Consider the following 17,148-nt stretch of genomic DNA (forward strand, 5'->3'; position numbering starts at 1 on the left):
CCGCGGTCGTCAGAACCGGTTCGCCGGCGTCAGGCCGAGCTGCATGCCGGCGAGGCCGCGTCCACGCCCCGACAGGGTGCTGGCGATCCCGGCGAGCTCGCGCGCGGCCGGTGCGGTGGGGTCGGCCTCGACGATCGGCTTGCCGACGTCGCCGCCCTCGCGCAGCGACACGTCGAGCGGGATCCGCGCCAGGACCGGCACGTCGTAGCCGAACCGCTCGGACAGGGTGGCCGCGACCCGGTCGCCGCCGCCGCTGCCGAACACCTCGAGGCGGTGGTCGTCCTCGGCGGGGCAGTGCGGGCAGGGGAGGTAGCTCATGTTCTCCACGACGCCGACGACGCGCTGGTGCATCATCGAGGCCATCGTGCCGGCGCGCTCGGCGACCTCGGCGGCCGCCTCCTGCGGGGTGGTCACGACCACGACCTCGGCGCTCGGGAGGTGCTGGCCCAGCGAGATCGCGACGTCGCCGGTGCCGGGCGGCAGGTCGAGCAGCAGCGCGTCGAGGTCGCCCCAGTAGACGTCGGCGAGCATCTGCACGAGGGCCCGGTCGAGCATCGGGCCGCGCCAGGCGACGACCTGGTCGCGGCGCGGCTTGAGCATCCCGATCGAGATGACCGAGACCCCGCTCGGCGTGGGGACCGGCATGATCAGGTCGTCGACCTGCGTCGGCCGGGCGTCGGCGATGCCCAGCATCGCGGGCACCGAGTGGCCGTAGATGTCGGCGTCGACGATCCCGACCTTCAGGCCCTGCGCGGCGAGCGAGAGCGCCAGGTTGACCGTGACCGACGACTTGCCGACGCCGCCCTTGCCGCTGGCGATCGCGTAGACCTTGGTGAGCGAGCCCGGCTGGCCGAACGGGATCTCGCGCTGGGCGCGCCCGTCGCTGAGGATCTCCTTCAGCCCGGCGCGCTGCTCGGCGGTCATCACGCCGAGGGTCAGGTCGACGGCGGTGACGCCGGGGACCGCGGACACCGCGGCGGTGACGTCGCGGTTGATGGTGTCCTTGAGCGGGCAGCCGGCCACGGTGAGCAGCACGTGGACCGCCACGGCCCCGTCCTCGGCGACCGCGACCGAGTCGACCATCCCCAGCTCCGTGATCGGGCGCTTGATCTCCGGGTCGTTCACGCCTCCCAGGGCGTCCATCACCTGCTGCTGCGTGGGGGTGCTCATGATGGATGAGTCTACGAGCCGCCCCGCGACGTCACGGCGCCGGCCGTGGGTCCTGCAGGCCCTGGTCCTCCGGCGGGTCGGGGCGCGCCAGCTGCTCGATGTCGCCGAGCAGGCCGCGCAGCTCCGAGCGCAGGAAGTCGCGGGTGGCGACCTCGCCGACGGACATGCGCAGCGAGGCGACCTCCCGGGCCAGGAACTCCATGTCGGCGTGGGCGCGCGCGTTGGCCTGGCGGTCCTGCTCGGCGACCACCTTGTCGCGCTGCTCCTGCCGGTTCTGCGCCAGCAGGATCAGCGGGGCGGCGTAGGACGCCTGCAGGCTGAGCATGAGGGTCAGGAAGATGAACGGGAACTCGTCGAAGCGCAGGTCCGCGGGCGCGAGGACGTTCCAGACGACCCACGCCGCGACGAACCCGGTCATCCACAGCAGGAACTTCGCCGTGCCCATGTAGCGGGCGAAGGACTCGGCGAAGACGCCGAACGCGTCGGCGTCGACGGTCGGTCGGCGCACGAGCGTGCGACGCGTGTCGCGCGGGGTGTCCAGGCGGGGTCGTCGGTTCTCGCTCATCCGGCCCTCCCCGCGGTCGGTCCGCCGTTGATCCGGCCCGGGCGGGGCGCGCGGTCGCGCCAGCCCTCGGGCAGCATGTGGTCGAGCAGGTCGTCGACCGTGACCGCGCCGAGCAGCCGGCCCTCGTCGTCGACGACGGGTGCCGCGACGAGGTTGTAGGTCGCGAGGTGGGCCGCGACCTCGTCCATCGAGGCGTCGGGGCGCAGCGGGTCCATCGACTCGTCGAGGGCGGCCGCGACCAGCGTCGACGGGGGCTCGCGGAGCAGCCGCTGGATGTGCGCGGCGCCGAGCAGCTTGCCGGTCGGGGTCTCGAGCGGCTGGCGGCACACGTAGACCAGCGCCGCGAGGGCGGGGGTGAGCTCGGGGTTGCGCACGTGGGCCAGGGCGTCGGCGATGGTGGCGTCGGGGGAGAGGATGACCGGCTCGGGCGTCATCATCGCGCCGGCGGTGTTGTCGTCGTAGGACATCAGCCGGCGCACGTCCTCGGCCTCGTCGGGCTCCATCAGGCCCAGGAGGGTCGCGGCGGTCTCGGGGTTGAGGTCGGCGATCAGGTCGGCGGCGTCGTCGGCCGACATCTCCTCCAGGACGTCGGCGGCGCGCTCGGAGTCGAGGTGCTCGAGGATCTCGACCTGGTCCTCCTCGGGCAGCTCCTCGAGGACGTCGGCGAGCCGCTCGTCGTCCAGCGCGGCGACCACGGCCGTACGCCGCTCCGGGGGGAGGTCGTGGATCATGTTGGCCGCGTCGGCCGGGCGCATGTCGTTGAGCGCGGCGATGAGGTGGGTCGCGCCCTGCGTGGGCTCGTGGCGGGTCAGCCCGACGACGTCGCGCCACTCCACGACGTGGGTCTGGCCGCGTCGCCGGAAGCCCTTGCTCGGCTCCTGGACCGCCACCCGGGAGAGGACCCAGTCGCGGTTGCGGGCCTGCTCCATGGCGACGTCGTAGACGACACCGGTGATGTCGGCGTCCTTGCCGGGGTCGTGGATCGTGACGGTCCGGTCCAGCATCTGGCCCATCACGAGCGTCTCGGTGGAGCGCTGCTCGAAGCGCCGCATGTTGAGCAGGCCGGTGGTGTGGACCTGGCCGCTGTCGATGTTGGTGATCCGGGTCATCGGCACGAAGATCCGGCGCCGGCCGAACACCTCCGCGACCATGCCGAGCACCCGCGGCTGGCTCGTCTCGGTCCGGATCGCGACGACGAGGTCGCGGACCTTGGCCACCTGGTCGCCCCGGGGGTCGAAGATCGGCAGCCCGACGAGCCGGGCCACGAAGACACGGGTCGGCGTGGTGCTCACGGCCGCAACGTTAGCGTGCGCCGCGGCCGCTGGGGCGGTGGGCCGGTTCCGCCGAAGACATGAGGGGGAGGGCGGTCATGGGTTACCCTCGACCCGGCCCCGCACGCCCCCAGGGGCCTCGCTCACGCTGTCGACGTCGAAGGGTCCCCCGCCTCCGTGTCCTCCCACCGCGCTGCCCGACGCCGGGCGACGCCACCGCGCCCGGCCCGCTCCGCGTGGTCGACCTGGCGCCTGCTCGTCCCCGCGTGCGTGGCGACGGGCGTGATGGTGGCCTCGCTCTTCCTGGTGCCCACCGGCGGTGACGACACGAGCGACGTGAGCGGGACGACCAGCATCACCGCCGCCGAGGTCGCCGCGACCCACCCGCCGCAGGCGTCGCGGGCGCAGACCCGCCCCGAGCGCGTCGCCGGGCTGGGCCGCGCCGGGAGCCGCAGCGCGGTGCCGATGGACAACCTCGCCGCCCGCGAGGCGTACCTCGGGATCCGCCAGCGCGCGGCCGAGGCGAAGGCGCGGGCCCGCGCCGAGAAGCGGGAGGCGAAGCGGCTGCGCATCGCCGCGCGCCGCGAGGCGCGCCTGGCCGCGATGGAGAAGACCTCGACCTTCCGCGTCGGCGCCCTCAACATCCTCGGCAGCCAGCACACCGCGGGCCCCGGCGGCTACGGCCCCGGCACCGAGCGCGCGGCGATCAGCTCCGGCATCATCATGTCGCGCGGCGTCGACGTGGTGACCCTCTCCGAGGTCCAGGACGACCAGCTCGGCGTGCTCAACGCCCGGCTGGGCGGCTACTCCATCTGGCCCCAGCAGTCGCTCGGCAGCAACGGCCAGCGGCTCCAGATCGCGTGGCGCTCCTCGCGCTTCGAGATGCTCGACGGCGGCTCGGTCACCTTCACCTTCGCCAGCCAGGCCATCCCGATGCCCTACGTGCTGCTCCGCGACCTGCAGACCGGCGCCGAGTTCTGGGTGATCTCGATCCACACCTCGGCCGGCGGCCTCGAGGGCGAGCGCGACTCCGGCACCGCCATCGCGATCTCGCTGATGCAGCGGCTGATGGCCGAGTCGGGCAAGCCCGTGATCATCGGCGGCGACGTCAACGAGCACGAGGAGTTCTTCTACAAGGTCTGCCAGGCCACCGGCTTCCTCGCCGCCAACGGCGGCGGCGCCGGCTGCACGCTCCCGCCGCCCCCGCTGCGGGTCGACTGGATCATGGGCGGCGGCGGTGGCGGCGTCGGATTCTCCGGATACCTGCAGGACGGGTCTACTCTGGCCAGAGCCAGTGACCACTACTTCATCCACGCGGATGCCCGTGTGGTTGACCCGGGGGACCAGCCATGACACGCACCAGCCGAGCACCACTCCTCGCCGGGCTCGCCCTCGTCGGGCTCGCGCTCACCGCCTGCGGTGACCAGGAGCCGGACGCGGCGGCCGACCCGTCGTCCAGCACGTCCGAGAGCCCCTCCGAGACGCCCTCCGAGACGCCGTCCGAGACCCCGAGCGAGCCGGCCGGTCCCGACTGCGCCGCGGTCTGGGTCGACGGCCAGGTGCTGCCCGAGGACTACCGGGGCTGCCAGGACGCCACCAAGGGGAAGTGGGTCGAGGCGATGGTCTACCGCTGCTCGTCGGGCCAGCGCCTGGTCACCTTCGGCACCACCTTCTACGCCGCCAAGGGCGAGGCCGTGAACGAGTCCGACGTACCGTTGCGTCGCAACAAGGACTTCCAGAAGGCCCTGGCCTCCTGCGGGGCCTGATCCGCCCCGTCCGGGCGGCCGTTGGTCACGATCCAGCCACAGTCCCGCTCTGGGGCTGGTGTGACTGATGTGAAAACTGAGATACAGTCGACAACCAATCGTCACGGGGAGCGCCCCGGCATGCCCTCGCAGGCCGCGCCGTCGCCGTGACAGACACCATGTGGGGAACTGCCGTGCGCAAGATCATCATGCTCGTCGCGACCGCCCTGGTCGCCGTGACGCTCACCGGGGCACCGGCCTCGGCGAAGGGGACTCCGGACAAGTACGTCCCGAAGGCGGGTCCGTCCTTCAACAACCCCTACGGCACGCAGCCCGCGGTGCGCCGTCTGATCAGCCAGGTCAACCGCACCATCGACTCGGTCCCGCGCGGCGGCAAGATCCGCATCTCGGCCTGGAACGTGCGCAGCGCCGCGATCACCAACGCGCTCATCCGCGCCCACCGGCGCAAGGTGAGCGTGCAGGTCGTCATGGACCGTGCGAACTGGAACCCGAACAACCCCAACGTGGACGCCGCGCGCCTCTGGACCGCGCTCAAGCAGGGCAACAAGGGCCGCGCCAAGGAGAAGAAGAGCTTCCTGCGCCGCTGCATCGGCTCCTGCCGCGGCCGGTACGGCATCCCGCACACCAAGTTCTTCCTCTTCAACAAGGTGCGCGTGAAGAAGAACAAGGCGATCAAGACGGTCCGCTGGGTGACGATGTACGGCTCGTACAACGCCACCGAGCTCGGCGCCACGATCCAGTGGAACGACCTCTTCACGATCAAGAACGACGAGACCCGCTACGACCAGTTCCTCTCCGTCTTCGACGAGATGACCAAGGACAAGCCGATCAAGAACGCCTACACCGGCTACTACGACGACGGGGCCGTCGCGACCGCGTTCTACCCCTACATCGGCAAGAACGCCGGCGCGGACCCGATCATGGACGTCCTCAACCAGGTGACCTGCAAGGGCGCGACGACGAACCGGAACGGCACCACCCGCATCCGGATCGCGCAGACCGCGATGTACGGCGACCGCGGTCTCGCGCTGGCCCGCAAGATCGCCCAGCTCCAGCGCTCCGGCTGCAACATCCGGCTCGTCTACGCCATGTTCGGCGGCGAGGTGCTAAGGATCCTGCGCGCCGCCCGGGTGCCGCTGACCCACCTCGCCTACGACAACGACGAGGACGGTCTCTACGACCGCTACGTCCACATGAAGTCGATGGCCATCTCGGGCTACTACGGCGGCAACACGGCCGCCCGCATGGTCTGGAACGGCTCCGCCAACTGGACGTCGGTGGCGCTCGCCAGCGACGAGGTGGTCGGCGTGGTGAACAAGAAGTGGGTGACCAACAAGTACATGCAGTGGATCGACTACATGTTCACCCACCGTCCCGCCGCCTGGGGTCCCGAGCACCCCGGCAACAACGGCGCGGCCCCGACCGGCCGGATCGCCGTCGGCGCGCTCGACACCTACCAGGCCCGCGCCGCGGCGCAGGACCAGTACGACGCGATGGTCGAGGCCCGCGCCCGCAAGCGTGGCGTCGACCCCTACGCCCTCATCAAGGAGGAGAACTGACATGACGCTGCTGCGAGCCCGGTCCCGAGGAATCCGCGAGGAATCTCCACCCGCCGGGCTCGCACCGGCGTCGTCGCGCGTCGCGCGCCTCGCCACGCTCGGCCTGGTCGCCGGCCTGCTGCTCGCCGCCAACGGCCAGCAGGCGGCTGACCCTTCCGGCGCCGTGGGCGCGGGTGACCTCGTCCCCGTCGCGGCGCAGGCGCGCCGCGCCGCGGCCTGCACCGACCTGCTGGTCGTCGCCGTCGACGGCAACGGCCAGGGCAAGGGCAACAAGCCGGGCCAGGTGGTCTCCGCGATCACCAACAAGGTGCAGAAGAAGGCCGCCGGCCAGGCGCGCACGGTCACCGTCAAGCGGGTGCGCCTCAAGACCCCCGGCTCGGTCGTGACGCTGCGCACCCAGCGCGGGCCCGCTGCGGGGGCGGTCTCGCGTGCGGGTCTCAAGCGCTGGAAGAAGCCGATCCGCTCGGGCATCAAGGCGACCCGCAAGCAGGTCAACCGCCAGCTCGCGTCGTGCCCCGAGCAGCAGGTGCTGCTCGTCGGCTACGCGCAGGGCGCGGCCGTCGCCCACCAGGTCGCCCAGGACCTCGACAAGCGCGACTCCCTCGGCTCGGTCCCGGCGGTCGTGACGATCTCCGACCCCGCCCGCACCAAGAAGTCGTCGGCCGGCCGCCCGCTCGGCAACCCGGGCGCCGGGCGCGCCTCGGAGGGCATCCTGACCCGCTTCACCCGCTCAGCGGGCGACGTGCCCGACGCGACCGGCACCTTCCGGGTCATCTCGGTCTGCCACAAGGGAGACCTGGTCTGCAACCCGGGCAGGACGGCCGCCCGCAAGGCGCTCGGCCTCTCGCTGTCCTACGCCTCGAAGAAGTCCCGCGCCGCGATGCGCACCGCCGCGAGCCGGGCCTACGACCAGGTCTCGCTGTGGCCGGTGGTCTCCACCGAGCAGGTCGTCGTGGGCATCGGTGAGCAGGTCGCGACCCAGGTCGCGGTCCAGGGCGGCTCGCCGACGGGCCAGGCGGCCCGCTTCACGCCCGTCACGGTCCCGGCCGGGCTCAGCCTGGGCGAGACCGGCGCGCTCACCGGCCGGATCGACACCCCCGGCATCTACGAGCTGCGGTTCACCGTCGCGGGCGTCTCCCCGGCGACGTCGGCGCGGACGGCCAGCGTGCTGGTCAACGTCCGTGCGCCCTCCGGCGGCTCCGCGGCCGGCGGCCAGTCCTCCTGCGGCGTGCGCGCCGACACCACGCTGTGGTGCCAGGGCCGCAACGACTTCGGACAGCTCGGCGACGGCACCACGACCCTGCGGATCAACCCGGTCCAGGTCGCGGGCGGCGCCGGCTGGTCGAAGGTCGCGACCGGCGGCAGCTTCACCTGCGGCGTGAAGACCGACGGCACCCTGTGGTGCTGGGGCCTGAACAACTTCGGCCAGCTCGGCGGGGCCGACAAGGCCACCTCGATCCTGCCGCGCCAGGTCGGCACCGGCACCACCTGGCGCGACGTCTCCGCGTCGTGGCAGCACGCGTGCGCCACCCAGACCGACGGGTCGGCCTGGTGCTGGGGCCAGAACCAGCGCGGCCAGCTCGGCGCCGGCAACCAGTCGACCCGCAGCAGCGCCCCGGTGCGCGTCGCCGGAACGGTGCAGTGGACGTCGGTCTCGGCCGGCGGCTGGCACACCTGTGGCACCACCACGTCCGGCACGGCCTTCTGCTGGGGCGACAACGCCTTCGGCCAGGTCGGTGACGGCACCATCTCCAACCGGAGCGTGCCGACCGCGGTGACCGGTGGCCTGCAGCTCGTGCAGGTCGCCACGACGTGGGGCCGCTCGTGCGGCGTCACGGCCGCGGGCGACGCGTGGTGCTGGGGCGAGAACGCCAACGGCGAGCTCGGCAACGGCACCCGCACGAACTCGGCCAAGCCGGTCCAGGTGTCCGGAGGCGGCTTCACCGCCGTCGGCACCGCCCTCACCGCGACGTGCGGCACCCGCGCGGACGGCGCGGTCTCCTGCTGGGGCGACAACCGCTACGGCCAGCTCGGCCCGGCCGCGACCGGCAGCGGGTCCACCACGCCGGTCGGGTCGGGGCTCACCGCCACCGGTCCGGTCACCGGTGGCTGGCTGCACCTGTGCGCCGAGGGCGCCGGGTGCTGGGGCGCCAACGACGCCGGCCAGCTCGGCGACGGCACCATCGTGTCGCCGCGGATGCCGGCCGAGGCGGCGCCCTCGTGGGGTCCCGGCACGGCCGTCACCACCAAGCAGGTCAAGCAGTGGTCGGCCGAGAAGGTCGCCCAGAAGGCGATCTCCTCGCGCCCGAAGGTCAACGGCCGGGCGAAGCGTGGTTCCACCGCGGTGCAGGTGATGACGTTCAACGTCCTCGGCAGCCAGCACACCGCGCCGGGCGGCGCGCGCCCGAACTTCGCTCCCGGTCGGGTCCGCGCGGAGTGGGCGAAGACGCTCATCAGCCAGCGCGGCGCCACCCTCGTCGGGCTGTCGGAGCCGCAGCCCGACCAGATCACCGCGCTCGACGTGGCGACCAACGGCGACTTCTCGTTCTACCCCGGCAACACGATGGGCTACGACGCCGCGCCCCAGTCGGTGATGTGGAAGGACTCCGAGTGGTCCTTCGTCTGGGGCAACACCGTCCAGATGCCGTTCATGGGGTCCTCGCGCCCCCAGGCCCTCGTGCGGCTGCGCAACACGTCCACGGGCCAGGAGGTCTACTGGATCAACGCGCACCTGTCGCCCGGCAAGATGCAGGCCGACCGGGACAAGGGCATGGAGATCATCAAGCAGGTCGTCAAGAAGCTGAACGGCGACGGCCTGCCGATCCTCGTGACCGGTGACCTCAACGAGCACGCCAAGGCGTTCCGCCGGATCGCCTGCCCGACCGACATGGCCGCCGCGGTCGGCGGTCGCACGGCCGGCAAGGCCTGCCAGCTGCCCAAGGCGATGCGGGTGGACTGGATCTTCGGCAAGGGCGGCACGTTCGACACGACCGAGGTCAACCAGGGCGCCCAGGTGCGCCGCACGACCGACCACGCCGTCGTCTCCTCGCGCTTCAGCGTGCAGTAGTGTCCCGGCTGCCCGCCCCGTGTCGCGGGGCGGGCGGCCAGACGCAGGGAGGAGTCGAGATGTTGCCGGTGGTCGACCGCGTCGACGACGACGGCCTCCACCTCCAGCGAGGCACCGACTGCTCGCTCGACGTCCACTTCGACGGGTGGCGCGGCTGGTCCGTGGCGGTCGAGGACGGACCCGGGCCGGTCACCGTGCCGTGGCCCAAGCGGCTGGCCGCGCGGCTCGACGGCCGCTCGCTCGTGACGGTCACCGTCGACGACGCCGAGGTGTTCCGCGGCGAGGTCGTCTTCGGCACCGGCGAGGGCCGCGTCGAGATCGTCGACCGGTTCGGCAACCCCGTGATCATCGACAAGTGGGGCCTCACCCAGCGCATCTTCGAGACCCGCCGCGAGACCGGCGCCGTCGAGGCGATGACGGCGATGGCCGAGCGGGTGCTCGAGGTGATGCGCGACGCGTGCGGGCTCGAGGGGTGGATCTCCTTCGGCACGCTGCTCGGGGCGGCCCGCTCCGGCTCGGTGATCGGCCACGACAGCGACATCGACCTGTGCTTCCTGTCCGAGAAGCAGACGCCGGCCGAGATGGCCGTCGAGATCTGGGACGTCGCGCGGGCGCTCGTCGACGCCGGGATCTCGGTGAAGCACAAGACCGCCAGCTTCATCACCGTCGTCTACGACGCGCCCGACGGTGGCGAGGACGGCATCGACATCTACACCTGCTTCTACGTCGGCGACCTGCTGCACGAGACCGCCACGGTCCGCGAGCGGGTGCCGCGCTCGGCCGTCCTGCCGCTGCGGGCGCTGGAGTTCGAGGGCCGCGACATGCCGGCGCCGGCCGACCCCGACCGGCTGCTCACCGTGTCCTACGGACCGGACTGGCGGGTCCCGGACCCGTCCTTCCGCCACCTGCCCTCGCGCGAGGTCACCGACCGCTTCGACGGCTGGTTCAGCTCGGTGATGACCCACCGGCGCGACTGGACGCAGTTCAACGGCCAGCAGGGAGCCGCCGGGATGCGCCCGAGCCCGTTCGCCCACTGGGTCGTCGACCGGCTCGGTGACGCCGCCGGCGAGGGCCTGCGCGTCCTCGACGTCGGGTCCGGCTCCTCGGCCGACCTGCGGCTCTACGACCGGGTCGGCTGCAAGGCGATCGGCTACGACTACGCCCACCCCGGCAAGCACGCGCTCGGCGGTCGGGAGATCGACCTCCCCGAGACCGTGGGCCGACGGGTGCTCAACCTGCTCGACGAGCGCGACGTCCTCACCGTCGGGGCCCTCGCGGCGCGCCAGAAGGGCGCCAGGGTGGTCACCGCGCGTCGGCTGCTCGAGGCGGTCCCGCCGCGCTCGCGCGCCCAGCTGTGGCGCTTCGCCTCGATGGCGCTCGGCGAGGGCGGCCGCGCCTTCGTCGAGGGCGTCAGCCGCTCGCCGGCGGCCTGCCGCGCGGCCGAGGAGCGCACCGGCGCGCCGCGGCTGTGGCCGGTCGACCCGGCCGACGTCGAGGCCGACGTGCGCGCGAGCGGCGGCCGCGTCGTGCACCGCGAGGGGTTCGCGGCCGCGTCCCGGGCGGCGCGCACCGGAAGCCCCGCCACCTGGCGGATGATCGTCGACTACCCCACCCCGAAGACGTCGGCTCGAGAGGTTCGGACGCACCGATGACGCAGGTCGTACATCTCCACGTGGGAGCCCCGAAGTCGGGCACCACCTTCGTCCAGCAGGTGCTGGAGCACAACCGCGCCACCCTCGAGGAGGCCGGCGTGCTCGTGGCCGGGCCCCGCCTCGACCTGATCCACGCGGCGATGGCCGTGCGCGGCGACCGCCGCCTCGCCGACCTCCCCGAGGACGCCGCCGGCGCGTGGGACCGGATCGTGGAGCAGGTGCGCTCCTGGCCGGGCCGCGCCGCGGTCGTGAGCTACGAGCTGTTCGCCAACGCGTCGGCCGACCAGGCCCGCGCGGCGCTCGCGCGCCTCGACGGCCTCGAGGTGCACGTGGTCGTCTCCGCCCGCGACCTCGGGCAGGCGATCGCCTCGTCGTGGCAGGAGCAGCTGAAGTTCGGCCTCACCCGGCCGCTCGAGCAGTGGTCGCCCCCGCAGGAGTCGGCGGCCGGCAGCGAGTGGGGCTGGCGCACCATGCAACCCGCCAACGTCGCCGCGCGCTGGGGCGCCGACCTGCCGCCCGAGCGGGTGCACGTGGTCACGGTCCCGTCCGGGGGCGCCGGCCCCGACGAGCTCTGGCACCGCTTCGCCGAGGCCACCGGCCTCGACGCGGTCGCCGGCCTGGACCTCGACGTGGAGCGGGCCAACGAGTCGCTCGGCGTCGTCGAGGCCGAGCTGCTGCGCCGGGTCAACGTCGCGCTCGACGGCCGGATCCGCGGCGGCCGGCAGAAGTCGCTGTGGCAGCGCGACCTGCTCGCCCACACCGTCCTCGCCCCGATCGGCCGCGAGCCGATCGGCCTGACCGCGGCGCACCTCGACGAGGCCGCAGCGGAGGCCGAGGCCGCGATCGCCGCGATCACGGCGGCCGGCCACCGCGTCCACGGCGACCTCGAGGACCTGCGCCCCTCGCCGCGCGACGCCCGGCTGCCGGGCGAGGTGACCGACGCCGAGGTGGCCGGGTCGGCCGCCCTCGCCCTCGCCGACCTCCTGGTCTGGGCCCGGGCTGCCGGCGCAGACGTCCGGACACCGCTCGACACCGACGCCGAGCCCGCTCCCGTCGGGCGCGCGGACCGGATCAAGGGAGCCGTGCGCGGCTCGCTCGAGCGGGTCACCAGCCCGGTGCGCGACCAGCGGGTCGTCCGCCTCGAGCGCCGCATCGCCGAGCTCGAGGCCGAGGTCGCCCGGTCGCGTGCCCTCCACCTGCGGGTCGCGACGCTCAGCGACGTCGTCGCCCAGCTCCTCCTGCCCGCCGCGCAGCAGGACGAGGAGATCACCATGCAGGCGCTGCGGACCTACCGGGACCGGTCGCTGTGAGCCCCGCGGACCGGCTGCGCCGGGTGGTCGCGGCCAGCGGCCTCGGCGACGTCGTCGCCCTTGAGGCGGCGGTCGACTCGCTGGCCGTCGCGGTCGCGGAGAACGCGGCCCTCGAGGTGCCGCTGGCGGCGCTGGTCGACGACCTCGAGCGCGACGTGGCCGAGGTGGTGGCCCGGCGCGCAGGAGACGGGATGGGAGCATGAGCGCCATGCCTGCCGTCCCGGACCCCTCCACGAGCGAGCGCGTCGAGCTCTCCGTGGTCGTGCCCTGCTACAACGAGGAGGAGTCCCTCCCGCGCCTGGTCGAGGTGCTCACCGAGGAGCTCTCGGCGCTGACGCCGCACTTCGAGGTGATCCTCGTCGACGACGGCAGCCGCGACCGGACGCTCCCGATGCTCCGCGAGGTGCACGCCGCGCACCCGCGGTTCCGCTACCTCTCGCTCAGCCGCAACTTCGGCAAGGAGTCGGCGATGCTCGCCGGGCTCAGCCACGCGCGGGGCGAGAAGGTCGCGATCATGGACGCCGACCTCCAGCACCCGCCGACGCTGCTGGCCCAGATGCTGCCGCTGCTCGACTCGGGCGACTACTCCCAGGTCGTCGCACGCCGGACCCGCGCCGGCGACCCCGCGCTCCGCACCGCCCTGTCGCGGCTCTACTACCGGATGATGAACCGCCTCGTCGACGTCGACCTCGAGGACGGCGTCGGCGACTTCCGCGTGCTCGACCGCCGCGCGGTCCGGGCGCTGCTCACGCTGGGGGAGACCAACCGGTTCTCCAAGGGCCTGTTCGCCTGGATCGGCTTCCCGACCGCGGTCGTGGACTACGAGAACGTCTCGCGGGAGGCCGGCGCCACGAAGTGGAGCATGCGCAACCTGTTCAACTACGGCATCGACGGCGTCGTGTCGTTCAACTACCGCCCGCTGCGGATGTCGATCTGGTTCGGCATCCTCGCCACCGTCATCGCCGTCGGCTACGCCCTGTGGGTGCTCGTCGACGCGATCGTGCACGGCAACAGCGTCCCCGGCTACGTCACCACGATCTGCGCGGTCACCGCCTTCGGCGGCGTGCAGCTCATCGTGCTCGGCGTGATCGGGGAGTACCTCGGCCGGATCTACGCCGAGACCAAGCAGCGGCCCCTCTTCCTGCTCAAGGAGAGCAGCGAGTCCGACGCCCCGGTGACCTCGGTCCTGGGACGCGAGCACGAGGTCCTCGAGCCCACCGAACGGAGCCACCCGGAGTGAGCGACTCCAGCCCCTCCCGCACCCGCGGCGCCCGCCGCGGTCCGGCGGCCCGCGCCACCTGGCCCTGGTCGGTGCTGGTCGTGGTCGTGACCGCGGTCTACACCGCGATCCCGTACGTCATCACGGGCTGGTTCTACCAGCGCGGCGACACCGCGGCGCAGTTCGCCCCGACCTGGTGGCACTTCGGCGAGCTGGTCCGGTCCGGGCAGTGGCCGATCTGGCTCGACCCGCAGTCGTGGGCCGGCGGCAACTACGTGGCGGAGGCCCTCTTCGGCACCTACAACCCGCTCAACGTGCTGGTGTGGCTCACGGTCTCGCTCGGACCCGACCTGGCCGTGACGACGTACCTCGTCAAGGCGAGCGTCATGGTGCTGCTGGCGCTCGGCACCTACCTGCTGGCCCGCGAGTACGACGCCGCCCCGGCCGCGGCGGCCGCGGTCGCGGTGGCGCTGCCCTTCTCTGGCTTCACCCTGTTCTGGGACGCGGGCTCGTGGCCGTCGGGCCTGATGTCGTTCGCCTACGCCCCCTGGGTCTGGCTCACCTTCCGGCGTGCGCTCCGCGGCGTCGGGAGCCCGTTCTGGGCCTTCCTCGCCGGCGTGCTCGCGGTCCTCAACGGCAACCCCTACGGCACCCTCGCCGTGATCGTCGTCGGTGCCGCGATGCTCCTCGAGGGTGCGGTCCAGCGGGCGTGGGGCGGCGTGCTGCGGATCGTGCTCGTCGGGATCGGCGTGGCGGCGTTCCTGCCGCTGGTCTACCTCCCGCTGCTGGAGTCCTCCGACCTCGCGGTCCGCTCCACCGGCGCGCTCTTCGAGAACAGCGGCAAGCTGCGGCCCACGGCCGGCGACCTGCTGGCCGCGAGCTCGCCGCTGCACACGCCGCCGATCCGCGCCATCACGGGCCCGATGATGGTCCCGGCGACCTTCCTCGCCTGGTTCGTCCTGCCGCTGCTGCCGTGGCTGCGCTACGACGTGCTCCGCCGCCGCTCGCGCGAGCTGGTCGGGCTCGGCGTGGTGACCGCGGTCTACCTCGCGCTGACGCTCGGCCCCAGCAAGCTGTGGCTGTTCCGCTGGCCGCTGCGGGTCATCGAGTACTTCTACCTCGGCGTGATGGTCGTCTTCGCCGTGCTGCTCAGCCACGGCCTGGCCCGCTCGACGATGCGGCCGCGCCTCGCCGCCACCGGCATCGTCCTGGTGGCGCTGGGCTGGCTGACCTGGTCGCAGGACCCGCAGGCGCTGCGCCGCGCCGCCATCGGCACCGCCGTGGTCGCCGTCCTGACCGTCGTCGCGCTCGCCGCCCACCTGGTGCTGCGCCGGACCGCGCTGGTCGCGCTGGTCGCGATGGGCGGGGTCGGTGCCGTGCTGGCGCTCCAGGTCGGGGTGTTCGGCGAGAATGCGAGCTCGCGGCTGTGGCACGTCCCGAGCAACGTCTCCGCGCTCCAGGCCAGCTTCTCCGACCTCGACGGCCGTGTGATGCAGTTCGCCGACCTCAAGCCGCTGCAGAACAAGGGCCAGACCCGCAAGCTCGAGGAGCAGTGGAAGGGCTCGTTCCTGCCCGGCAGCATGTACCACCCCGCGGGCGTCGAGGCGGTCAACAACTACACCGGCATGGGCTTCTTGCCGTTCACGCGGAACTTCTGCATGGAGTACGACGGCCTGACCCAGCCGTGCGGCTACCGCAACCTCTGGAAGGTCGGCGGCGCCGGGCAGCCGCCGCTCGCGGACCTGATGAAGCTCGACACCGTCGTCGTGCAGCCGGAGATCGCCGAGGGCGTCGCCCCCGGCGCGGGCTGGGTGAAGGACTACGAGGACGCCAAGGTGGTCCGGCTCCGCCGCCAGGGCGAGCAGCCCTGGGCCGGCTCGGAGCTCTCCTGGGCGTCCGACGGCGTCGAGGTGGCCTCCGCCGAGACCCGCGGCGAGCTGCACCAGACCGTGCAGGTGTCGTCGGCCGACGAGGGCGGTCGGCTGGTCTTCTCCATGCTCGCCTGGCCGGGCTGGTCCGCCGACCTCGACGGCAAGGCCCTCGAGGTCACCCGGAGCGACGTCGGCCTGCTGACCGTCACGCTGCCCGCGGGCGCGAGCGGCACCGTCGACCTCACCTACCGCCCGCCGGGCCTGGCCACCGGGCTGGCCGGCGCCGGCGTCGGCACGCTGATCGGCCTCGGGCTGGCCCTGGCCGGGTGGCGCTCCCGCCGTCGGCAGCGTGCCGGGCGCGAGCGCGAGGACGTCCCGGACACCGCGCTGGAGCCCCGCGAGGATGTGACATCAGTCTCGGACGACAGCCCTGCCCAGGTGAACGACCGATAACTAGACTCCGAGCGATCCAGCCGCGAGCGCAAGGAGCCCCCGCATGCCCCGCCTCTGCCAGACCGACGGCCTCACCGAGGACCAGACCGAGATCCTCAAGGCCGTGCGCCAGTTCGTGGACGAGCAGATCATCCCGGTCGCGCAGGAGCTCGAGCACGCCGACGAGTACCCGACCGAGATCATCGAGGGGCTCAAGGAGCTCGGTGTCTTCGGCCTGACCATCCCCGAGGAGTTCGGCGGGCTGGGGGAGTCGCTGCTGACCTACGCGCTGGTCGTCGAGGAGATCGCGCGCGGCTGGATGAGCGTCTCCGGCGTGATCAACACCCACTTCATCGTGGCCTACATGCTGATCCAGCACGGCACGGAGGAGCAGAAGCAGAAGTACCTCCCGCGCATGGCCACCGGCGAGGTGCGCGGCGCGTTCTCGATGTCCGAGCCCGGCCTGGGCTCCGACGTCTCGGCGGTCTCCACCAAGGCCGCGCGCCAGGACGACGGCTCCTACGCGATCACCGGTCAGAAGATGTGGCTGACCAACGGCGCCACCTCGACGCTCGTGGCCCTGCTCACCAAGACCGACGAGGGAGCCGACTCGGTCTACAAGAACATGACGACCTTCCTGGTGGAGAAGGAGGCGGGCTTCGGCGAGACCGCCCAGGGCGTCACCGTCCCGGGCAAGATCGAGAAGATGGGCTACAAGGGCGTCGAGACGACCGAGCTGATCCTCGAGGGTCACCGGATCTCCGCCGACCAGGTCCTCGGCGGTGAGCCGGGCAAGGGCTTCTTCCAGATGATGGACGGCGTCGAGGTCGGACGGGTCAACGTCGCGGCCCGTGCCTGCGGCCTGGCCTGGCGCGGCTTCGAGCTCGCGATCGCCTACGCCCAGCAGCGCAAGACCTTCGGCAAGGCGATCGCCGAGCACCAGGCCGTGCTGTTCCGCCTCGCGGAGATGGCCACCAAGGTCGAGGTCGCCCACACGATGATGGTCAAGGCCGCCCGGCTCAAGGACACCGGCCAGCGGATGGACGTCGAGGCCGGCATGGCCAAGATGGTCGCCTCCGAGTACGCCAACGAGGTCGTCGAGGACTCCTTCCGGATCCACGGCGGCTACGGCTACTCCAAGGAGTACGAGATCGAGCGGCTGATGCGCGAGGTCAAGTTCATGCTGATCGGCGAGGGCACCTCCGACATCCAGAAGATGATCATCGGCCGCAGCCTGCTCAAGGACTACCGCCTGCACTGACGGGC

The 17,148-nt window shown here is 72.6% G+C and carries 13 protein-coding genes; 10 read left to right on the plus strand and 3 right to left on the minus strand.

The genetic code is table 11. The features are described 5' to 3' along the window. Positions 1-9: 9 nt before the first annotated feature. Genes LN652_RS18975 through LN652_RS18985 form a run of 3 tightly spaced genes read right to left on the minus strand, consistent with a single transcriptional unit; the run spans position 10 to position 3,027 of the window. Positions 10-1,170 carry an Mrp/NBP35 family ATP-binding protein gene (locus tag LN652_RS18975; RefSeq protein WP_230442143.1) on the minus strand — a complete coding sequence of 387 codons (1,161 nt, stop codon included), beginning with the start codon at positions 1,168-1,170 and terminating at the stop codon, positions 10-12. 31 nt (positions 1,171-1,201) lie between these two features. Then, the gene (locus tag LN652_RS18980; protein ID WP_230442144.1) at positions 1,202-1,735 is read right to left on the minus strand and encodes a DUF1003 domain-containing protein; all 534 of its coding nucleotides are present in this window, start codon (positions 1,733-1,735) and stop codon (positions 1,202-1,204) included. After that, positions 1,732-3,027 carry a magnesium transporter MgtE N-terminal domain-containing protein gene (locus LN652_RS18985; protein ID WP_230442145.1) on the minus strand — a complete coding sequence of 432 codons (1,296 nt, stop codon included), beginning with the start codon at positions 3,025-3,027 and terminating at the stop codon, positions 1,732-1,734. The genes LN652_RS18980 and LN652_RS18985 overlap by 4 nt, the downstream gene beginning before the upstream one ends. 156 nt (positions 3,028-3,183) lie before the next feature. Between LN652_RS18985 and LN652_RS18990 the strand changes: the two genes are divergently transcribed. From LN652_RS18990 to LN652_RS19035, 10 genes are all read left to right on the plus strand, one after another. Beyond that, positions 3,184-4,359, plus strand: a complete 1,176-nt coding sequence (locus LN652_RS18990) for an exonuclease/endonuclease/phosphatase family protein (protein WP_230442146.1) — start codon at positions 3,184-3,186, stop codon at positions 4,357-4,359. After that, positions 4,356-4,772 carry a hypothetical protein gene (locus tag LN652_RS18995; RefSeq protein ID WP_230442147.1) on the plus strand — a complete coding sequence of 139 codons (417 nt, stop codon included), beginning with the start codon at positions 4,356-4,358 and terminating at the stop codon, positions 4,770-4,772. The genes LN652_RS18990 and LN652_RS18995 overlap by 4 nt, the downstream gene beginning before the upstream one ends. A gap of 173 nt (positions 4,773-4,945) precedes the next feature. Beyond that, the gene (locus LN652_RS19000; RefSeq protein ID WP_230442148.1) at positions 4,946-6,331 is read left to right on the plus strand and encodes a phospholipase D-like domain-containing protein; all 1,386 of its coding nucleotides are present in this window, start codon (positions 4,946-4,948) and stop codon (positions 6,329-6,331) included. Position 6,332: 1 nt separating this feature from the next. Beyond that, positions 6,333-9,398: an RCC1 domain-containing protein gene (locus LN652_RS19005; protein ID WP_230442149.1), complete on the plus strand. Its 3,066-nt coding sequence runs from the start codon at positions 6,333-6,335 to the stop codon at positions 9,396-9,398. Positions 9,399-9,457: 59 nt separating this feature from the next. Beyond that, complete coding sequence (locus LN652_RS19010; protein ID WP_230442150.1) at positions 9,458-11,050, plus strand: methyltransferase domain-containing protein; 1,593 nt, start codon at positions 9,458-9,460, stop codon at positions 11,048-11,050. Continuing rightward, entirely contained in the window at positions 11,047-12,360 is a 1,314-nt protein-coding gene (locus LN652_RS19015) for a DUF6752 domain-containing protein (RefSeq protein WP_230442151.1), read from the plus strand. Before LN652_RS19010 ends, LN652_RS19015 begins: the two co-directional genes overlap by 4 nt. Further along, on the plus strand, positions 12,357-12,563 hold the full coding sequence (locus LN652_RS19020; RefSeq protein WP_230442152.1) for a hypothetical protein: 207 nt from the start codon (positions 12,357-12,359) through the stop codon (positions 12,561-12,563). The genes LN652_RS19015 and LN652_RS19020 overlap by 4 nt, the downstream gene beginning before the upstream one ends. Further along, positions 12,560-13,600 carry a glycosyltransferase family 2 protein gene (locus LN652_RS19025; protein WP_230442153.1) on the plus strand — a complete coding sequence of 347 codons (1,041 nt, stop codon included), beginning with the start codon at positions 12,560-12,562 and terminating at the stop codon, positions 13,598-13,600. Before LN652_RS19020 ends, LN652_RS19025 begins: the two co-directional genes overlap by 4 nt. After that, complete coding sequence (locus tag LN652_RS19030; protein ID WP_230442154.1) at positions 13,597-15,903, plus strand: YfhO family protein; 2,307 nt, start codon at positions 13,597-13,599, stop codon at positions 15,901-15,903. The genes LN652_RS19025 and LN652_RS19030 overlap by 4 nt, the downstream gene beginning before the upstream one ends. A 43-nt stretch (positions 15,904-15,946) precedes the next feature. After that, on the plus strand, positions 15,947-17,143 hold the full coding sequence (locus LN652_RS19035) for an acyl-CoA dehydrogenase family protein (RefSeq protein WP_230442155.1): 1,197 nt from the start codon (positions 15,947-15,949) through the stop codon (positions 17,141-17,143). Positions 17,144-17,148 lie beyond the last annotated feature (5 nt).

Source organism: Nocardioides okcheonensis (assembly GCF_020991065.1).
Lineage (GTDB): Bacteria > Actinomycetota > Actinomycetes > Propionibacteriales > Nocardioidaceae > Nocardioides > Nocardioides okcheonensis.